This is a genomic window from Cellulomonas sp. NPDC055163 (assembly GCF_053607065.1).
In genome coordinates, this window is sequence record NZ_JBSGSU010000003.1 from 18,039 (window position 1) to 34,425 (window position 16,387).

At 74.5% G+C, this 16,387-nt stretch carries 18 protein-coding genes and 1 pseudogene; 7 read left to right on the forward strand and 12 right to left on the reverse strand.

From position 1 onward, the window contains the following. Positions 1 to 34: 34 nt before the first annotated feature. From ACWFNE_RS06350 to ACWFNE_RS06365, 4 genes are all read left to right on the forward strand, one after another. A complete protein-coding gene (locus tag ACWFNE_RS06350) occupies positions 35 to 874 on the forward strand; it encodes a hypothetical protein (RefSeq protein WP_452121592.1) in 840 nt (279 codons plus the stop codon). Between the two features lie 22 nt (positions 875 to 896). Further along, entirely contained in the window at positions 897 to 1,946 is a 1,050-nt protein-coding gene (locus tag ACWFNE_RS06355) for a lipoate--protein ligase family protein (protein ID WP_452121981.1), read from the forward strand. A gap of 121 nt (positions 1,947 to 2,067) precedes the next feature. After that, on the forward strand, positions 2,068 to 3,396 hold the full coding sequence (locus ACWFNE_RS06360) for an LCP family protein (RefSeq protein ID WP_452121593.1): 1,329 nt from the start codon (positions 2,068 to 2,070) through the stop codon (positions 3,394 to 3,396). Between the two features lie 235 nt (positions 3,397 to 3,631). Next, the gene (locus ACWFNE_RS06365; protein ID WP_452121594.1) at positions 3,632 to 4,096 is read left to right on the forward strand and encodes an NUDIX domain-containing protein; all 465 of its coding nucleotides are present in this window, start codon (positions 3,632 to 3,634) and stop codon (positions 4,094 to 4,096) included. 12 nt (positions 4,097 to 4,108) lie between these two features. Here the strand turns inward: ACWFNE_RS06365 and ACWFNE_RS06370 are convergent, their stop codons facing one another. The 6 genes from ACWFNE_RS06370 to ACWFNE_RS06395 all read right to left on the reverse strand — a co-directional run bounded on the left by ACWFNE_RS06370 (position 4,109) and on the right by ACWFNE_RS06395 (position 7,523). Next, positions 4,109 to 4,540 carry a hypothetical protein gene (locus ACWFNE_RS06370; protein WP_452121595.1) on the reverse strand — a complete coding sequence of 144 codons (432 nt, stop codon included), beginning with the start codon at positions 4,538 to 4,540 and terminating at the stop codon, positions 4,109 to 4,111. Then, positions 4,527 to 4,721, reverse strand: coding sequence for a helix-turn-helix transcriptional regulator (locus ACWFNE_RS06375; RefSeq protein WP_452121596.1), 195 nt, complete (start codon positions 4,719 to 4,721; stop codon positions 4,527 to 4,529). Before ACWFNE_RS06375 ends, ACWFNE_RS06370 begins: the two co-directional genes overlap by 14 nt. Then, positions 4,718 to 5,650 (reverse strand): CPBP family intramembrane glutamic endopeptidase, encoded by a 933-nt coding sequence (locus tag ACWFNE_RS06380; RefSeq protein WP_452121597.1) that lies wholly within the window; start codon positions 5,648 to 5,650, stop codon positions 4,718 to 4,720. The genes ACWFNE_RS06375 and ACWFNE_RS06380 overlap by 4 nt, the downstream gene beginning before the upstream one ends. A 172-nt stretch (positions 5,651 to 5,822) precedes the next feature. Continuing rightward, positions 5,823 to 6,170, reverse strand: coding sequence for a DUF202 domain-containing protein (locus tag ACWFNE_RS06385; RefSeq protein ID WP_452121598.1), 348 nt, complete (start codon positions 6,168 to 6,170; stop codon positions 5,823 to 5,825). Continuing rightward, entirely contained in the window at positions 6,167 to 6,538 is a 372-nt protein-coding gene (locus ACWFNE_RS06390; RefSeq protein WP_452121599.1) for a YidH family protein, read from the reverse strand. The genes ACWFNE_RS06385 and ACWFNE_RS06390 overlap by 4 nt, the downstream gene beginning before the upstream one ends. Positions 6,539 to 6,773: 235 nt before the next feature. Further along, positions 6,774 to 7,523, reverse strand: coding sequence for a YggS family pyridoxal phosphate-dependent enzyme (locus ACWFNE_RS06395; protein ID WP_452121600.1), 750 nt, complete (start codon positions 7,521 to 7,523; stop codon positions 6,774 to 6,776). Positions 7,524 to 7,623: 100 nt separating this feature from the next. On the opposite strand from ACWFNE_RS06395, the pseudogene ACWFNE_RS06400 reads away from it, so the two are divergent. Continuing rightward, a pseudogene (locus ACWFNE_RS06400) lies at positions 7,624 to 8,022 on the forward strand (YccF domain-containing protein). Between the two features lie 99 nt (positions 8,023 to 8,121). On the opposite strand, the gene ybaK reads toward ACWFNE_RS06400, so the two are convergent. The 3 genes from ybaK to ACWFNE_RS06415 form a co-directional block, all read right to left on the reverse strand. Then, positions 8,122 to 8,619, reverse strand: coding sequence for a Cys-tRNA(Pro) deacylase (gene ybaK / locus ACWFNE_RS06405; RefSeq protein WP_452121601.1), 498 nt, complete (start codon positions 8,617 to 8,619; stop codon positions 8,122 to 8,124). A gap of 39 nt (positions 8,620 to 8,658) precedes the next feature. Continuing rightward, positions 8,659 to 9,237: a VIT1/CCC1 transporter family protein gene (locus ACWFNE_RS06410; protein WP_452121602.1), complete on the reverse strand. Its 579-nt coding sequence runs from the start codon at positions 9,235 to 9,237 to the stop codon at positions 8,659 to 8,661. Positions 9,238 to 9,367: 130 nt separating this feature from the next. Next, entirely contained in the window at positions 9,368 to 9,871 is a 504-nt protein-coding gene (locus ACWFNE_RS06415) for a pyridoxamine 5'-phosphate oxidase family protein (protein WP_452121603.1), read from the reverse strand. Between the two features lie 143 nt (positions 9,872 to 10,014). On the opposite strand from ACWFNE_RS06415, the gene ACWFNE_RS06420 reads away from it, so the two are divergent. After that, on the forward strand, positions 10,015 to 10,839 hold the full coding sequence (locus ACWFNE_RS06420) for a CPBP family glutamic-type intramembrane protease (RefSeq protein ID WP_452121604.1): 825 nt from the start codon (positions 10,015 to 10,017) through the stop codon (positions 10,837 to 10,839). A gap of 27 nt (positions 10,840 to 10,866) precedes the next feature. Here the strand turns inward: ACWFNE_RS06420 and ACWFNE_RS06425 are convergent, their stop codons facing one another. Next, positions 10,867 to 13,470 carry a DEAD/DEAH box helicase gene (locus ACWFNE_RS06425; RefSeq protein ID WP_452121605.1) on the reverse strand — a complete coding sequence of 868 codons (2,604 nt, stop codon included), beginning with the start codon at positions 13,468 to 13,470 and terminating at the stop codon, positions 10,867 to 10,869. 80 nt (positions 13,471 to 13,550) lie between these two features. Here ACWFNE_RS06425 and ppk2 point away from each other — a divergent pair, with 80 nt between their 5' ends. Continuing rightward, positions 13,551 to 14,450 carry a polyphosphate kinase 2 gene (ppk2, locus tag ACWFNE_RS06430; RefSeq protein ID WP_452121606.1) on the forward strand — a complete coding sequence of 300 codons (900 nt, stop codon included), beginning with the start codon at positions 13,551 to 13,553 and terminating at the stop codon, positions 14,448 to 14,450. Between the two features lie 21 nt (positions 14,451 to 14,471). Here ppk2 and ACWFNE_RS06435 read toward each other — a convergent pair whose 3' ends face one another. Both ACWFNE_RS06435 and ACWFNE_RS06440 read right to left on the reverse strand, forming a co-directional pair. Beyond that, a complete protein-coding gene (locus ACWFNE_RS06435) occupies positions 14,472 to 15,503 on the reverse strand; it encodes a S66 family peptidase (protein ID WP_452121607.1) in 1,032 nt (343 codons plus the stop codon). Between the two features lie 472 nt (positions 15,504 to 15,975). Beyond that, positions 15,976 to 16,281 carry a hypothetical protein gene (locus ACWFNE_RS06440; RefSeq protein ID WP_452121608.1) on the reverse strand — a complete coding sequence of 102 codons (306 nt, stop codon included), beginning with the start codon at positions 16,279 to 16,281 and terminating at the stop codon, positions 15,976 to 15,978. Between the last annotated feature and the right edge of the window lie 106 nt (positions 16,282 to 16,387).

The following is a 16,387-nucleotide window of genomic DNA, read 5'->3' on the forward strand; positions in this document are numbered from 1 at the left end:
GGGAGTCTCATCCCTCGTCCTCCAGGAGCGACTCGTGCCCGTCGACGCCGCGGCGGCCCCGCCGCACCGGCGCGCCCGCCGTTGGCCGTGGTGGGTCGTCGGTGTGCTGCTGGTGCTCGCGGGCGCCTCGGGGGTCGCCGCCCGTCCGTGGGCCTCGGCCGAGCCGCTGCCGTTCCCGTCACCGTCGGTGAGCCCCGGCTCCACGACCCCCGCCCCGACGGTGCTGCCCACCGTGCAGGCGCCGCAGTTCGACGCCGCGTCCGCGAGCGCGCTGCTCCTCGGCCGCGAGGAGCTCGAGGAGGTGCTGCCCGGCGACGACCCGCTGGCCGCGTGGCCGGTGCTGCCGTGGGCGTGGGGGACGCCGGAGGGGTCGCGCGTCGAGCCCGCGCGGTGCGCGGTCGCCCGGACCGTCGTGAGCGCGGCGCCCGTGGCCTACGAGGTCCGCGGCTGGGACGGGCCCTCCGTGCGCGTGCGGCAGGAGGTCGCCGTCGTCGCGGACCAGGACGCCGCGGCCGACGCCTTCCGCACGCTCGTCGCGACCGTCGACTCCTGCCCGGAGTACCGGCAGGTCAACCAGGGCGTCGACGGCGCGTCCTGGGCGGGGGAGCCCGCCACGGAGGCGCAGGGCCGGTTCCCGTCGCTCTGGCAGGAGATCGCGCACACCGCCGAGGGGACGACCGTGCCCGGGTACCGCGGGCACCTGCTCGTGGGCAACGCGATCGTCACGTGGAACGCCGAGGTGATCGGGGGAGCCGGGGACGGGGAGCTCGTGGACCGGCTCGGTGAGGGTGCGGCGCTCGACACGCTGATGCAGCGGCGGGCCTCGGCCGCTGCCGCCGCGCTGCAGGGGTCTGGTGGGGGCGCCGTAGGGTGACGGGGTGAGCGACGAGACTGTCCTGCGGGGCGAGTACAAGGTGCCCGGCGGCAAGCTCGTGGCGGCCGACGTGACGGTGGCCGACGCCGCCCTCGCCGACGTCCGGGTGAGCGGGGACTTCTTCCTCGAGCCCGACGACGCGCTCGACCGGCTCGGTGGCGCGCTGCGCGGCCGGCCCGTGACGTCCTCGGTCGCCGAGCTCGCCGCCGCGATCGACGGCGCGCTCGGCCCGGGGGTCACGCTCGTGGGCTTCACGACCGAGTCCGTGGCGATCGCGGTGCGCCGGGCCCTCGGTCACGCCACGAGCTGGCACGACCACACCTTCGAGGTGCTGCGGATGCCCCCGCAGCGCCCGGCGCTGCACTGCGCGCTGGACCAGGTTCTCGCCGAGGAGCTCGCCGCGGGCCGGCGTGGGCCGACGCTGCGGTTCTGGGACTGGGTGGAGCCGGCCGTCGTCATCGGCTCCTTCCAGTCGCTGCGCAACGAGGTCGACGCCGAGGCCGCCGAGCGGTACGGGATCACCGTCGTGCGCCGCGTCTCGGGCGGCGGCGCGATGTTCATGGAGGCGGGCAACTGCATCACGTTCTCGCTCGTGGTCCCGGCCTCGCTCGTCGACGGGCTGTCGTTCGAGCAGTCGTACGCGTTCCTGGACGACTGGGTCCTCGGGGCGCTCGCCGACGTCGGGGTGCGGGCGTCGTACGCGGGGCTCAACGACATCGCCTCGCCTGCGGGGAAGATCGCCGGGGCCGCGCAGAAGCGCCTCGCGGGCGGCGCCGTGCTGCACCACGTGACGATGGCCTACGACATCGACGCGGACAAGATGCTCGAGGTCCTGCGCATCGGGCGCGAGAAGCTCTCCGACAAGGGCACGACGAGCGCGAACAAGCGCGTCGACCCCGTGCGGTCCCAGACCGGGATGGCGCGGGCCGACGTGATCGCCGCGTTCGAGGCCCACTTCCGGTCGCGCTACCGGACCGTCGACGGTGCGCTCACGGACGCCGAGCTCGCCCGCGCCGCGCACCTGGTCGAGACCCGGTTCGGGACGCCGGAGTGGACCGCGCGCGTCCCGTGAGCCCTGGTCCGCGCGGCGGGCGGTGCACCGACGGCCGCCCCGGGGCACGTGCACGTCATCTGCACCGATCTCCCACCCGCTGGGGCCCCACGCACGTGCTCGGACTCCCTACGGTGTCGGGGTGAGCCGAGCACGTCGAGCAGCGCCGAACGGCGCACCCCCCGCCCCTCCCCGCCACGCGGCGTCGCACGGCCCGCGCCTGCCTGTCGGGCGCCTCGTGGGTCTCGTGACCGTCGCCGTGCTCGCGTTCGGCGGGTCGGCTGCCGCGCTCGCCGCCGTGCGGCTCAACGGCAACGTCGAGCGCGTCGAGGACATCTCGCACCTCGTCGCCGCGCCCTCGGCGAGCCCGACCGAGCCGCCCCCGCCGGGCGACTCGTGGGCGGGTCAGCCGGTGCGGTTCGTCGCGATGGGCTCCGACGACCGCAGCGGCGTGAACGCGGACATCGGCGGCGCGGACGACGGCATGCGCTCGGACACGACGATGATCGTGCAGGTCTCGGCGGACCGGACCCGCGTCGAGGTGGTCTCGATCCCGCGCGACTCGTACGTGCGGATCCCCGCGTGCCACCTCGACCGGGACCCCGAGGGGCCGATGTCCCGGCCCCGCACCGACAAGTTCAACGCGGCGTTCGCGATCGGCGCGGACACTGGCGACGTGGGCCTCGCAGCGGCGTGCACGCTCTCGACGATCGCCGAGAACACCGGTCTCGTGATGTCGGACTTCCTCCTCGTCGACTTCGCGGGCTTCCAGGGCATGGTCGACGCGATCGGCGGGGTGCGCGTCTGCGTGCCGCGTGCGATCCGGGACACCAAGGGCAACACCGAGCTCGACCTCGCGGCGGGCTGGCACGACCTCGCGGGCCAGCAGGCGCTCGACTACGTGCGTGCCCGGTACGTCACCGGGTCCGACAACTCCGACACGCAGCGCATCCCGCGCCAGCAGAAGTTCGTGGGCGCGATGACCCGCAAGGTCCTCTCCGCGGAGGTGCTGACGAGCCCGCGCAGCGTCTACGGGTTCCTGGACGCCGCGACCCGCTCGTTGACCGCGTCGGACCAGCTCGGTGCACCGGACAACCTCGTGGGTCTGGCGCTGTCGCTGCGCGAGCTCCAGCCGTCCGCCGTCACGTTCGCGACCGTCCCCAACGGCACCTCGGACGGGAACCTGGTCTGGACGCCCGACGCGGACCTCGTCTGGAAGCGCCTCGAGCTCGACCTCCCGCTCGTCGACCCCGTGACCCCGGCGGCCCCGGACGCGGGGACCGGTGATCCGGCGAGCCCCGGGACCCAGGCGCCGGCCGGCGGTACCGGAGCGACGGCGGACCGTGGCGGGGCACCCGGTGGCGGGACGGGGACGCCGCCCGACGCGGGCGCCGGCGCGGAGCCACCCGTCCCGGCACCCGAGGTCACCACGCAGTCCGGCGTCGACCCCGACGACCCGATGTGCGGCTGAGGATGCTGCCCTGGGGCACCGTCCGGGCGCCGGTGCTGCTCGGCGCGCGCCCCGGCGTCCGCGTTGCCCGCTCGACGCGCCCCCGGTACCGTGGCGCTCCGTCGGGGGGCGGATCACCAGGAGGCCCCATGACGGCGGACGCGCACCACCGGCACAGGCAGAAGCACAGGCACAGGAACACGCACCGCTCGGCCCGCTCCGGAGCCCCGCGTCACGTCGCGGTCGAGGTCGGCCGATGAGGGTCCCGCGCGGCGGCGGTGCGACGGAGCGTCTGACCCGGATCTCGGCGTACGCGCTGTGCGTCGACGCCGGCCGCGTGCTGCTCATGCGGTGGAACGGTGCGGCGGGATCCGCGTGGACCCTCCCGGGCGGGGGCCTCGTGTTCGGCGAGCCGCCGGACGACGGCGCGCGGCGCGAGGTGCTCCAGGAGACCGGCCTCGTCGTCGAGCTCGGTGACCTGCTCGGCGTGGACTCGCTGCGCACGGGCGCGCAGGTGGCTCCGCCCCGACCCGCGCCGCTCGACCTGCACCTGCTGCGCGTCGTGTACTCGGGGCGCGTCGTCGGCGGGCTGCTGCGGCACGAGGTGCACGGGCCGGTCGACCGCGCGGAGTGGATCCCGCTGGACGACCTGCCGAGCCTGCGCCGGGTCGAGCTCGTCGACACCGCGCTCGGCTGGGCGAGCCCGGCGCGCGTGGTCTGACCCTTCCGCGGCTCAGGTCCGGCGGTCGACCACGACGAACGTGATCCCGAGCGTGGCGAGCAGCACGAACGGCAGGGCCCCGACGACGACGGTCGCGTCGGTGCCGACCATGACCGCCGTGGACGCGAGCGCGCTCGTGATGATCGCGACCGTCCCGACGACGGCGAGGGTGCGCGTCAGCACGTGGTCGTCGCGCTCGTCGAGCGCACCGCCGCCGATCCGGGCGGCGGTGCCCGCCGTGCGCGCACGGCGCACGGTGCGCCAGCGGGCGACGCACGCCGCGAGGAGCACGAACCCGCCGCCCGCGAGCGCTCCCTCGGCGGCGTCGCCCGGCGCCCGCCCGGCGAGCAGCGCGTAGAGGGCGACGAGTGCGACGGCTCCCGAGAGCACGCCGAGCAGCCACGCGTTGCGCTGCTGGGCCGGGGTGCGGTCACGCTTCGTCATGGAAGATCTCCTCGATCGTGGTGCGGAAGTAGCGTGCGACGGCGAACGCGAGCGGCAGCGAGGGGTCGTAGCGCCCGGTCTCGAGCGAGTTGACGGTCTGCCGGGACACGCGCAGGGCCTCGGCGAGCGCGGCCTGCGAGAGCCCGGCCTCCTCGCGCAGTCGGCGGATCTCGTTCTTCACGGGGCGACCGGGGCGTCGAGCGGGTGCGCCGAGCCGGGCGCGGTCGGGGACGTCGCGCGGACGGTCGGCGCGGCGTCGTCACCCGTGCCGGGAGCGCCGGCCGGGGCGGGGTCGCCGGCCGTGCCGACCCCGGGGGCCGCTGCCGGGCGCGGGGTGGGCAGGAGCAGAGGCCGGAGGTCGACGAGCGTGTGGAGCACCATCGGGACCAGCAGGCTCCCCGTGCTCAGGTAGAGGCCGCCGAGCGCGACGCCGACCGCGCCCGTGGCGAGCATGCCGAGCGGACCCTGGTACCAGTGCGCGACGCCGAACAGCGCGGCTGCGACCACGAGGACGGTCGTCCGGTCGGCGTCGGGTGCGAGCAGCGCGATGGCGAGGAGCAGGAGCCCGCGGTAGGTGACCTCCTCGGTGACGCCGGCGGCGAGCGCGAGCCCGGCCCAGCCGCGCCGACCGCGCGGGGTCCGAGGGAGCATCGGCTCGACGGCCGCGGCGCCGGCGATCGGCGTGCGGCCCGACCGCCGGGAGACGAGCCGCACGAGCAGCGTCGAGGCGACGACGGCGAGCGTCGCGCCGACGAGGAACCCGGCGAGCGTCGAGCTGCTCAACGATCCCTCGCCGGCCCCGAGCAGCCCGTCGAGGTCGGGTGCGGCCAGCCCCACGTCGGCGAGCCCGACGCCCGGGAGGACGGCGACGAGGAGGACGGCGGCGAGCCCGAGCGCCCAGCTCTGCCGGGTCCAGCGCCGGTAGAGGCGCACGCGCACCGACTCCTGCGCGTCGGGTGCCGGGTCGGTGGCCAGCTCGGCGAGGAAGGCGCGGTGCTCGCGCCGGCCGAGGACGGGCTCGGAGACGACGAGGGCGAGCGCGACGACGGCGAGCACGACGACGGTCAGGGCGGGGGCATCGATCGCCTGGAGCGTGTCGAGCGGGGTCACGGGTCCTCCGGTGGGCGGGTCGGGTGTCAAGCATGCTTGACTCGGAACGGTGACAAGGATGCTTGACACCCGAGGTCCTGTCAAGCGACCTTGACACGCGCCGTCCGGATCGTGGCCGTCACCCCGGACCCGCCGCTCAGCAGCGAGGTCGCCAGTCCCGCCCGGCCTCCGCTCAGGGCGCGGCGCGCAGCACGACGACGGCAGAGACGACCCCGAGCAGCAGCGCCACCCCGGCGCACGCCGTCACGAGCCGCCCGCCCCGGTGCTCCTGGGCGGACCGCCGGTGCGCGACCACCGCGAGCGCCCCCGCGAGCACGACCCCCGCCGCGGCGACCCACCACGCCACCAGGCCGAGGTCGGGCGCCAGCAGGCGGCCGGCGACGAGCGAGCCGGTCGCGAGGCCGAGCGCGGTCCGCCGCCACGCGAGGGCCGTGCGCTCGGGCTGCAGGCCGGGCGGGGGAGCGGGCAGGGCGCCGGGCGCGGCGGGTGGGGGTTCGGCGGGTGGGGGTTCGGCGCTCATGCCGCGAGCAGCCCGACCAGCAGCAGGACACCCGTGAGCAGCAGCCCCAGGCCGAGCGGACCCGCCAGCAGCGGCGGCGGCAGCGGCCGGGCCAGCCGCATCGCCCGCTCCGCACGCGCCCACCCCACCCACGCCTGCACGGGCGCGAGGGCCCCGAGGGCCACGAGCACGAGGGCCGCCGCGGACCGCGCCCACGGCTCGACGGGCACCGCGAGCGCCTCGAGGGCGACCCCGCTCGCGAGGAGCGCGAGCGACGTCCGCACCCAGGCGAGGAACGTGCGCTCGTTCGCGAGCGAGAAGCGTGCGTCGGGCTCCGCGCCGGCTCCGTAGACCCAGCGCGGGAAGCGCGTGCGAGGTGCAGGGTTCATGGACCACATCTTCACCCGCGCGGCACCGCGCGTGCCGCGGCCGTATCAGGACGGGTCCGCGATGCTCCTCCCCGTGGACAGGCCGACGACGCCTGGCCGCACCGGCGCGGGGTGCGCCGGGAGGGGGACGAGGGGGAGCCGTGGACGAGCTGGAGCGTGCGCTGCGCCGCATGGAGCTGCTGCACCGGCGGCACCTGGCCACGGCCCGTCCGCGCAGCCGCGCGCTGCGGACCGGTCAGAGCGTCCGGCTGCCGAACACCGCCGTGCCGATCCGCACGACCGTCGCTCCCTCGGCGACCGCGAGCTCGAGGTCGCCGCTCATGCCCATCGAGAGGCCGGTCGCCCCGGCGGTGCCCGGTGCCCCCGAGCCCGTGACGTCGTCCCGCAGCGACCGCAGCCGCGCGTAGCCGGCCCGGACCAGGCCCGGGTCGGCGGAGTTGGCGCCGATCGTCATGAGCCCGCGCAGGCGCAGCGCCGGGAGCGCCGCGACGTCGGTGGCGAGCCCGAGCGCCTCCTCCGGCGGGACCCCGCGCTTGGTCGGCTCGCCCGAGACGTTGACCTGCACCAGCACGTCGAGCTCCCGCTCGGTCGCGACGCACCGCTCGGAGAGCCGCCGCGCCAGCTCGAGCGAGTCGACGCTCTCGACGCACGTCGCCCAGCGCAGCGCGTGGTTCACCTTGTTCGACTGCAACGGGCCGATGAGGTGCAGCTCGGCCGCGAGGCCGACCAGCACGGGGGCCTTCGCGACGAGCTCCTGGACCCGGTTCTCGCCGAGCAGCACCGGCGACCCGGTGCCGCGCGCGTGCACGTCCGCGGAGTCGGCCTCGACGGCCGCGCGCACGAGCTCGGCGGGGACGGTCTTGGTCGCGAGCAGCAGGCGGACCGAACCCGGGTCACGGCCGGCTGCGACCTCCGCGTCGTGCAGCCGCGACCGGACCTGACGCAGGCGTGCGGTCACGCCGGCGCGCGCGTCGTCGAGGGTCATGGCAGGACACCCTAGACCGGGGCAGGCGCCCGCGAGACCGGGGTCCGACCGGGGTCCTCCCGGATCCCGCACCGGCGCGCGGTACGGGAGACTGACGCACGTGAACACGCTCCTCAACGTCGTCTGGCTCGTCTTCGCCGGGTTCTGGCTCGCGCTCGGCTACGTCGCCGCGGGCATCGTGTGATGCGTGCTGATCGTGACGATCCCGTTCGGCATCGCCTCGTTCCGGATCGCGAGCTACGTCCTGTGGCCGTTCGGGCGCACGGTCGTCGACAAGCCGGGCGCGGGCGCGTGGTCGACGCTCGGCAACGTGGTCTGGGTGCTCGTCGCGGGGATCTGGCTCGCGATCGGGCACGTCCTGACGGCCGTGCCGCTGTTCGTCTCGATCATCGGCATCCCGATGGGCGTCGCCAACCTGAAGCTCATCCCGGTGTCCCTGCTGCCGCTCGGCAAGGAGATCGTCCCGACGTCGCGCCCGTTCGCCGCGTCGAGCAGCTGACCCCAGGGCCGCTGACGGGAGCGCCGCGGGGCGGGAGGCTCGACCGGGCCCGCGGTGCGTCGGTCGGGTCGCCGCCTCGGGTGCGATCGCGTGCGCGGGTCAGTCGCGGGCGATGTCCGCGACCGTCGCGTCCGTGAGGCGCACGAGGTCCGCGGGCGCGAGCTCGACGTCGAGGCCGCGCCGGCCGCCCGAGACGAGCACCGTGTCGAACAGCCAGACGGTCTCGTCGAGGACGGTCGGGTGCGGGGTCTTCTGACCGAGCGGCGAGATCCCGCCGGCGACGTAGCCCGTGGCACGCTCGGCGGCGGCGCGCTCGGCCATCGCCGCCTTCTTGCCGCCCACGGCGTGCGCGAGCGCCTTCAGGTCGAGCTTCCCCGTGACGGGGACGACCGCCACGGTGAGCGCGCCGTCGACGCTCGTCATGAGCGTCTTGAACACCTGCTCGGGCGGGACGCCGAGCGCCTGCGCGGCCTCGAGGCCGTACCCGACGTCGCTCGCGGGGTCGTGATCGTAGGGGTGCGCGGTGTGCGTGACGCCGGCCGCGGCGAGCGCGACGAGCGCGGGGGTTCCCGACGGAGCGGGCTTCTTCGGGGCCACGGCGGAAGCCTAGCCAGCGGTGCGGCGTCCCCGGGGGCCTCAGACTGCGACGCCGACGAGGAGCCCGACGCCGTAGGTGACGCCCATCGCGAGCCCGCCGCCGAGCACGTTGCGCCGCACCGCCGGGCCTGACGCCGAGCCGCCGAGGCGTGCGCTGACGTGACCGGTCAGGGCGAGCGCGAGCACGACGGCGGCGAACGTCGCCGGCACGCGCGCCGGGGCCGGGGTCGTCAGGACCACCAGCAGGGGGACGAGGCCACCGACGACGAACGCGAGCAGCGAGGCGCCCGCGGCGTGCCACGCGCTCGTCAGGTGCGGCTCGTCGCGGCCCGGGCCGCCGGCCGCGCGCGAGCGCTCGGCGTCGCGCTGGCTGCTCACGGAGACGTACTCGCCCGACGCCATCGAGAGCGCGCCGGCGACGAGCCCCGCGGCTCCGGCGATCGCGATGGCCGGGACCGACGGTGTCGCGGCCGCGACCCCGACCACCATGGCGGCGATGGACACGATCCCGTCGTTGGCGCCCAGGACGCCCGCGCGCAGCCAGTTCAGCCGCGACGCGAACTCGGTGTCGAAGGTCGGCAGCGACGGCAGGGCCGTGGGCGACGGATGTGTGGTCATGGCTCCACGGTAGGAGCCTCGACGCGATCTGTCACCGCAGGTTTGGCTGCCCTGACCTGCGCAGATGCAGGATTGCCTTACCTCGGTCCGTCCTGCCGAGCCGCCCCCCGGCGCCGGTCCTGACGGCCCCTCAGAGCTCGACGGCGCGGTTCTCGCCGATGTCCGGCTGGCCGCCGGAGACCGCCGCCTTCGCGATCTTGAACACCTTGACGACGTTCGGGGTGTCGTCGCTCCAGTACTCGGCGGACTCGGGCACCACCCGCAGCAGGGCGACGGTCGGGTCGTCCTTGCCCTCGGGGAACCACGCGGAGACCTGCGGCGACCACAGCTCGTCGACCTTGGCCCGGTCGTGCACGAGCTCGGCGCGCCCGGCGATCGACAGGAAGCCCTTGTCCGACTCGAACGCCGCGTTCACCTGCGGATGGGTCCGGATGTCGTCGACCTTGCGGCTCGGGTCCTGCGTGAAGAACCACAGCTCGCCGTCGTAGTCGGCGTCCTGCACCGCGAGCGGGCGGCTGTGCAGGTGCCCGTCGAGCGTCGTGGTCGTCAGGAGCGCGATCTTCGCGGCCTTCACGATCGCCGCGATGGTCTGCAGGTCGTCGTCGGACGCCTCGTTCGTCGTCGGTGCGGTCATCGTCGTCCTCCACGTCGTCGGTGTGCTCCTCACGCTACGTCGGCCCCCCGCACCGGGCGCGTCGAGCCCGGCCCGCGCGGGTCGGCCGCACCGCCCGCCCACGTCCGCCGGGCGCGCGCGCCGGCACGTGGCACGCTGTCCCGGTGACCGCGACGCCGACCCCGACGCTGCAGCGCGAGCGCGCGGCCCTGAGCTGGAAGCTGCCCCCCGCGCTGCTGCTGTGCGCGTCGGCGGTGCTGCTGTTCGGCGTCCAGCACGCTGCCGGGTACGCGACGCTCGCCGCGTCGGTCGTGCTCGCGGCGGTGGTCGACCGCGAGCTCGCCCGGCACCTCGTGCTCGTCGCCGCGGGACTCACGATCATCAGCCTCGTCCCGCTCGACGCGGACCTGAGCATCAGCCACATGGCGCTCATGGGCTCCGCGCTCGCGCTCGCGGTGCTCGTCCCGTGGGCCGTCTCCCGGTTCGTCTACCGGGAGGACCTCATCCGCTTCCCGGTCCGTACCGGGAAGCCGTGGCCGCTCCCGGCGCGGCTGTACCTGCTGCTGGTCGTGCTGCTCGGGTACCTCGTCCTGCCGTTCTACCTCATCCGCACCGGGGTCTACACGAACTGGCCGGACGCCTCGGACCCGACCGTCTTCGTGCGGCTGTTCCTCGGGGTGAACACCGTCGGCATCTGGGACGAGCTGTTCTTCGTGTGCACCACCTTCACGCTGCTGCGGCGGCACTTCCCCGACTGGCTCGCGAACGGGCTGCAGGCCGTGGTGTTCGCGTCGTTCCTCTGGGAGATCGGCTACCAGGCGTGGGGGCCGCTGCTGACGTACCCGTTCGCGCTGCTGCAGGGGTACACGTTCAAGCTCACCAAGTCGCTGACGTACGTGGTGTCGGTGCACCTGCTGTTCGACCTCGTGCTGTTCCTCGCGCTCGTGCACGCGCACAACCGCGAGTGGCTGCCGGTCTTCCTGTACTGACGCCCGCCGGGCCGGCGGGGGTCCGCCTCAGAGCCGCCCGACGGCCACGACGGTCAGGACGACCTCCCCGACGGCGTCGCTCGCCGCGAGGTCGACGACCGCGTCGATGCGCCAGTCGTGGTCCCCGGCCGGGTCGTCGAGCACCTGACGGACCTCCCACGTCCCGGCGACCGCGCCCGCGGGCAGCTCGTGGCCGGGTGCGGAACGGTCGACGACGGTGAACAGCGCGGGTCCGCGCGCGGGCGCGCCGGTGAGGATCTCGTCGTGGTCGTCGTAGTACGGGTCGAGCGCCTGCGCCCACCGGTCGGCGTCCCACGGCTCGCCGCCGGCGTCCTTGTCGCCCAGGGCGGCGAGCGCCCCGTACGCCTCGCGCGCCGCGAGCTCGACGCGACGGAACAGCGCGCCGCGGACGAGCGCACGGAACGCGCGAGGGTTCGCCGTGACGGGCGGGGGAGCGTCGTCCTCGACGGCGGCGAGCTCGCCGCCGGGCCCGCGCTCGTCGAGGGGGTTGCGCAGGCGCTCCCACTCGTCGAGCAGGCTCGAGTCGGTGCGCCGCACGAGCTCGCCGAGCCACTCGACGATCTCGTGGAGCTCCTCGGTGCGGGCCTCCTCGGGGACGGTCTGGCGCAGCGCGCGGTACGCGTCGGCGAGGTAGCGCAGCAGGACGCCCTCGGTGCGGTCGAGCGAGTAGGTCGAGACGTACTCGGGGAACGTCATCGCGCGCTCGTGCATCTCGCGGACCACGGACTTCGGTGACAGCTCGTGGTCGGCGACCCACGGGTTCGTCTGCTTGTACGTGTGGAACGTCGCGGTGAGGATGTCGGCGAGCGGACGCGGGTAGGACACGTCCTCGAGCAGCGCCATGCGCTCCTCGTACTCGATGCCGTCCGCCTTCATCGCCGCGACGGCCTCGCCTCGCGCCTTGTTCTCCTGTGCGGCGAGCACCTGGCGCGGGTCGTCGAGCGTCGCCTCGATGACCGAGACGACGTCGTGCGCGTACGCCGGGTCGTCCCGGTCGAGCAGGTCGAGCGCCGCGAACGCGAACGGCGAGAGCGGCTGGTTGAGCGCGAAGTTCGCGGGGACGTCGACGGTGAGGCGCACGGTCCGGCGCCGGCCCCCGGGCGCCGCGGCGTCGGGGACGACGACGCGCTCGACGACGCCCGCGGTGCGCAGCGACCGGTACACCGAGACGGCCTGGCGCACGTGCCGGCCGCGCGCGCTCTCGGGCTCGTGGTTGTCGGTCAGCAGGCGTGTCATGGCCGCCACCGGGTCGCCCTCGCGCGCGAGCACGTTGAGGACCATCGCGTGGCTCACCGCGAAGCTCGACGTCAGCGGCTCGGGCGGGGCGTCGCGCAGCCGCTCGAACGTCTTGTCCGTCCAGTTGACCGCGCCCTCGGGGGCCTTCTTGCGGACGATCTTCTTGAGCTTCTTCGGGTCGTCGCCCGCGCGCTCGAGGAGCTTGCGGTTCTCGATCACGTGCTCGGGCGCCAGCACGATCACCTCGCCGACGGTGTCGAACCCCGCGCGACCGGCGCGCCCGGCGATCTGGTGGAACTCGCGCGCGGACAGGTGGCGCATGCGCACGCCGTCGTACTTCACGAGCGACGTCAGCACGACCGTGCGGATCGGGACGTTGATGCCGACGCCGAGCGTGTCGGTGCCGCACACGACCTGCAGCAGGCCCTTCTGCGTGAGGCGCTCGACGACGCGCCGGTACTTGGGCAGCATCCCGGCGTGGTGGATGCCGACGCCGTGGCGCAGCAGCCGGGACAGCGTCCGCCCGAAGCCGGGTCCGAACCGGAAGGCACCGAGCTCGTCGGCGATGCGGTCGCGGTGCTCACGGCTCGCGAGGTTCATCGACAGCAGCGCCTGCGCGCGCTCGACGGCCTCCTTCTGCGTGAAGTGCACGACGTACACGGGGGCCCGGCGCGTGCGCACGAGCTCCTCGAGCAGCTCGTGCAACGGCTCGACGGCGTACGTGAACGTCAGCGGGACGGGCCGCTCCGCGTCCGCGATCACCGCGACGGGCTCGCCGGTGCGCCGGGTGAGGTCCTCGGCGAAGAACGCGACGTCGCCGAGCGTCGCGGACATGAGCAGGAACTGCGCCCGGGGCAGCTCGAGCAGCGGCACCTGCCACGCCCAGCCGCGCTGCGGGTCGGCGTAGAAGTGGAACTCGTCCATGACGACCTGGCCGGCGTCGGTGCCGGCCCCGTGGCGCAGCGCCTGGTTGGCGAGGATCTCGGCGGTGCAGCAGATGATGGGCGCGTCGGCGTTGACGGCCGAGTCACCCGTCATCATCCCCACGTTGTCCGAGCCGAACGCCTCGACGAGCGCGAAGAACTTCTCGCTCACGAGCGCCTTGAGCGGCGCCGTGTAGAACGTCCGGCGGCCCTGCGCGAGCGCGACGAAGTGCGCGGCGATCGCGACGAGGGACTTCCCGGAGCCCGTCGGCGTGGACAGGATCACGTGCGAGCCGGTCACGAGCTCGAGCAGCGCCTCCTGCTGGTGCGGGTAGAGCGCGAGGCCCTGCTCGCTCGCCCAGCCGGTGAACGCGTCGTACAGCGCGTCGGGGTCGTGGGGGTCGGCCGGGACACGCTCGGCGAGGGTCAGCGGGCGGTCGGCGTCGGGCACCGGCCCATCCTCCCAGGCCCGCGACCCGGCACGGTCCGCGTCGGAGGGCGCGCGGGGGCCGTCGGCGCTAGCGTCCGCACATGGGAACCACGAACAGCCGCGAGCGGGACCGGCACGACGCGCACGCCAAGAAGGCCGCGAAGCAGGCCGAGAAGCAGCGGCGCGGGCCGAAGATCGACGACGACGTCTACGAGGCCGAGCTGTTCCGCCTGCAGGCCGAGCTCGTCAAGGTCCAGCAGTGGGTCCGCGCGACCGGTGCCCGCGTCGTCGTGGTCTTCGAGGGACGCGACGCGGCCGGCAAGGGCGGCACGATCAAGCGGATCACCGAGTACCTGAGCCCCCGCATCGTGCGCATCGCGGCGCTGCCCGCACCGACCGAGCGCGAGCGCGGCCAGTGGTACTACCAGCGCTACATCGCCCAGCTCCCCGCCGCGGGCGAGATCGTGCTGTTCGACCGGTCCTGGTACAACCGCGCGGGCGTCGAGCGCGTCATGGGCTTCTGCACGCCGCAGGAGTACTCCCGCTTCATGCGCCAGACGCCGATCTTCGAGCAGATGCTCGTCGAGGACGGGATCCTGCTGCGCAAGTACTGGTTCTCGGTGTCCGACGAGGAGCAGCTCAAGCGCTTCCGCTCGCGGCTGTCCGACCCCGTGCGGCAGTGGAAGCTGAGCCCCATGGACCTCGAGTCGATCAACCGGTGGGAGGACTACTCGCGGGCCAAGGACGAGATGCTCGTGCACACCGACGTGCCGTCGAGCCCCTGGTACGTCGTGGAGTCGGACATCAAGAAGCACGCCCGGCTCAACATGATGGCCCACCTGCTCTCGACGATCCCGTACGAGGACGTCCCGCACGAGAAGGTCGAGCTGCCCGACCGCCCCAAGGCGTCCAGCGGGTACGAGCGCCCGCCGCGCGAGCTGTCGACGTACGTGCCCGACCACACCGCGACGCTCCTCGGCGACCCCGAGCGCGACTCCTGAGGTCATGGCGGCGGGCGGACGTCAGGCGAGCTCCTGCACGAGCGAGCGCTCGTCGCCGCGCCACGTGAGCGTCGCGAGCGCGCCGTTCACGAGCGTCATCTGGGGCGGCACGTGGCCGCAGTCGACGTCGGCGACGACGGGGACGCCGAGGCCCCCGAGCGCGTCCCACACCGCGTCGTGCTGCGTGAACCCGGGGGAGTCCGGCGCGCTCGTGCGGCCCACGAGGACCGCGGCGGCGTCGTCGAACCAGCCTGCGAGCCGCAGCCCGTGCAGCCGCCGCGCGGTGCCGAACGCGGTGTCCTCGGACGCCTCGACGTAGACGACGAGGCCCTCGGGCGCGTGCGTGCGGGCGAACCCGGGCACGTCGCCGTACGGGCTGCCGGCCAGGTGCGCGACCGTCTCGAGGCAGCCGCCGACGAGGCGCCCGCGTGCGACGACGTCCCCGGTGCCGCCGTCGAGCCGGACCCACGACGCGGGCGTGTCGAGCGTGTACCGGTCGACGTCCGGGTGGGCCACGACGTCGTCCCACCCACCGCCGGCGTACCGCGCGGACGGCCCCTGGTGCAGCGGCGTCCCTGCCGGGGCGCGGACCACGTCGAGCCACGGCAGGAGCGGCGCGGGGGTCGCGTAGGGCAGCTCCATCAACGCGGGGCCGTGCACGGTCGCGACGCCGGTGCGCAGCGTCATCGCGGTGAGCAGGGTCGAGGTGTCCGAGAAGCCCACGAACCACGTGGGACGTGCGGCGGCGATCAGGTCCCAGTCGAGCAGGCCGACGAGGTCGATCGCGAGCTCGCCGCCCCACGGAGGGACGACGGCGCGCACGGCCGGGTCGACGAGCATCGCGGTCAGCTCGGCGGCGCGGTCCGCTGCCGGGGCGCTGACCACGCCGTCACCGTCGAGGCACTCGCCCAGCACGACGTCGAGACCGCGCGCCTCGAGCTCGCGCACTGCACGGTCGAGGCGCGGTCGGAACCGCGCGGCGACGCCCGCGGAGGGGGCCGTCACCGCGACGCGGTCACCGGGGACGAGGGGGTCGGGGTAGCGCACGCTCACGGAGCGATCCTGGCAGGGCACGCACCCGCTGGTCATCTGAACACGTGACCAAGAATGTCGCCACCGCTGCGGCGATGTTTCCGGAACAATATCCCGACCGTACGCGCGGGGAGTTCTGCGCGGCACTTGTCTGCCTCGCGGCAGAACGCGCGAAGCCCGGCGCGGGCCCGCGGGTGCGGGGCCGCGCCGGGCTTCGGAGCCGGGCGTCGGTGCTGGTCAGATGCGCACGCGGCGCGGGTTGCTCACGCTCGTGAAGCTGATCTCGTCGCGCTCGTCGGTCGCGGTGGTCATCTCGTCGGTGCTCGTCATCTCCATGGCCCCTCCCATGTCGGTGGTCGATGTGCAGCAAGTATCACCGACAATTCGTCAGGATGTCCCGACTCGTGATGAACGTCACGTAAAAGGTCCGTTTCGTCTTTCTGCGCCGTGACCGCCCCGTCACTGCCCCCGCCGGCCCCGGGTGCGCCGGGTCTCAGGACGCGAGCGCCGGGTCCGCGTCGAGGACGCCGCCCGCCACGACGAGCAGCCGCTCGCGCAGGACGGCCGCCCGCTCGGCGAACCCCCGCTGCCGCCGCACGTACTCGGCCTTCCCGGCGGACGTCTCGATAGCGACCGGACGCTCGCCGAGCGAGGTCACGTCGTACGGCGACGCCTGCATGTCCAGCGTGCGCACGTCCCGGGCGAGCTCGAAGCAGTCGAGCACGAGCTCGCCGGGCGCCGCGGGCCCGAGCTTCGAGGCCCACTTGAAGAGGTCCGTGCTGGCGCGACTAGCAGGCAAGTCCTCCTTGGCCTCGGAACGGCCCGGGCCAACCGTGGTGGGCCGGGCTGCCAAGGTCCTGGACCGCTCCCCGCGTCCTCTCGTTTCCAGCGAACGTGCGCGAGAT

What these genes read in the sequence shown, in the direction of transcription:
- ACWFNE_RS06395 (WP_452121600.1), bottom strand. Translation starts at nt 7,523, where the DNA reads ATGACCCTCGACGACGCGCGCGCCGGCGTGACCGCACGCCTGCGTCAG.
- ACWFNE_RS06415 (WP_452121603.1), bottom strand. Translation starts at nt 9,871, where the DNA reads ATGACCGCACCGACGACGAACGAGGCGTCCGACGACGACCTGCAGACC.
- ppk2 (WP_452121606.1), top strand. Translation starts at nt 13,551, where the DNA reads ATGGGAACCACGAACAGCCGCGAGCGGGACCGGCACGACGCGCACGCC.
- ACWFNE_RS06390 (WP_452121599.1), bottom strand. Translation starts at nt 6,538, where the DNA reads ATGAACCCTGCACCTCGCACGCGCTTCCCGCGCTGGGTCTACGGAGCC.
- ACWFNE_RS06370 (WP_452121595.1), bottom strand. Translation starts at nt 4,540, where the DNA reads ATGACGAAGCGTGACCGCACCCCGGCCCAGCAGCGCAACGCGTGGCTG.
- ACWFNE_RS06365 (WP_452121594.1), top strand. Translation starts at nt 3,632, where the DNA reads ATGAGGGTCCCGCGCGGCGGCGGTGCGACGGAGCGTCTGACCCGGATC.
- ACWFNE_RS06385 (WP_452121598.1), bottom strand. Translation starts at nt 6,170, where the DNA reads ATGAGCGCCGAACCCCCACCCGCCGAACCCCCACCCGCCGCGCCCGGC.
- ACWFNE_RS06410 (WP_452121602.1), bottom strand. Translation starts at nt 9,237, where the DNA reads ATGACCACACATCCGTCGCCCACGGCCCTGCCGTCGCTGCCGACCTTC.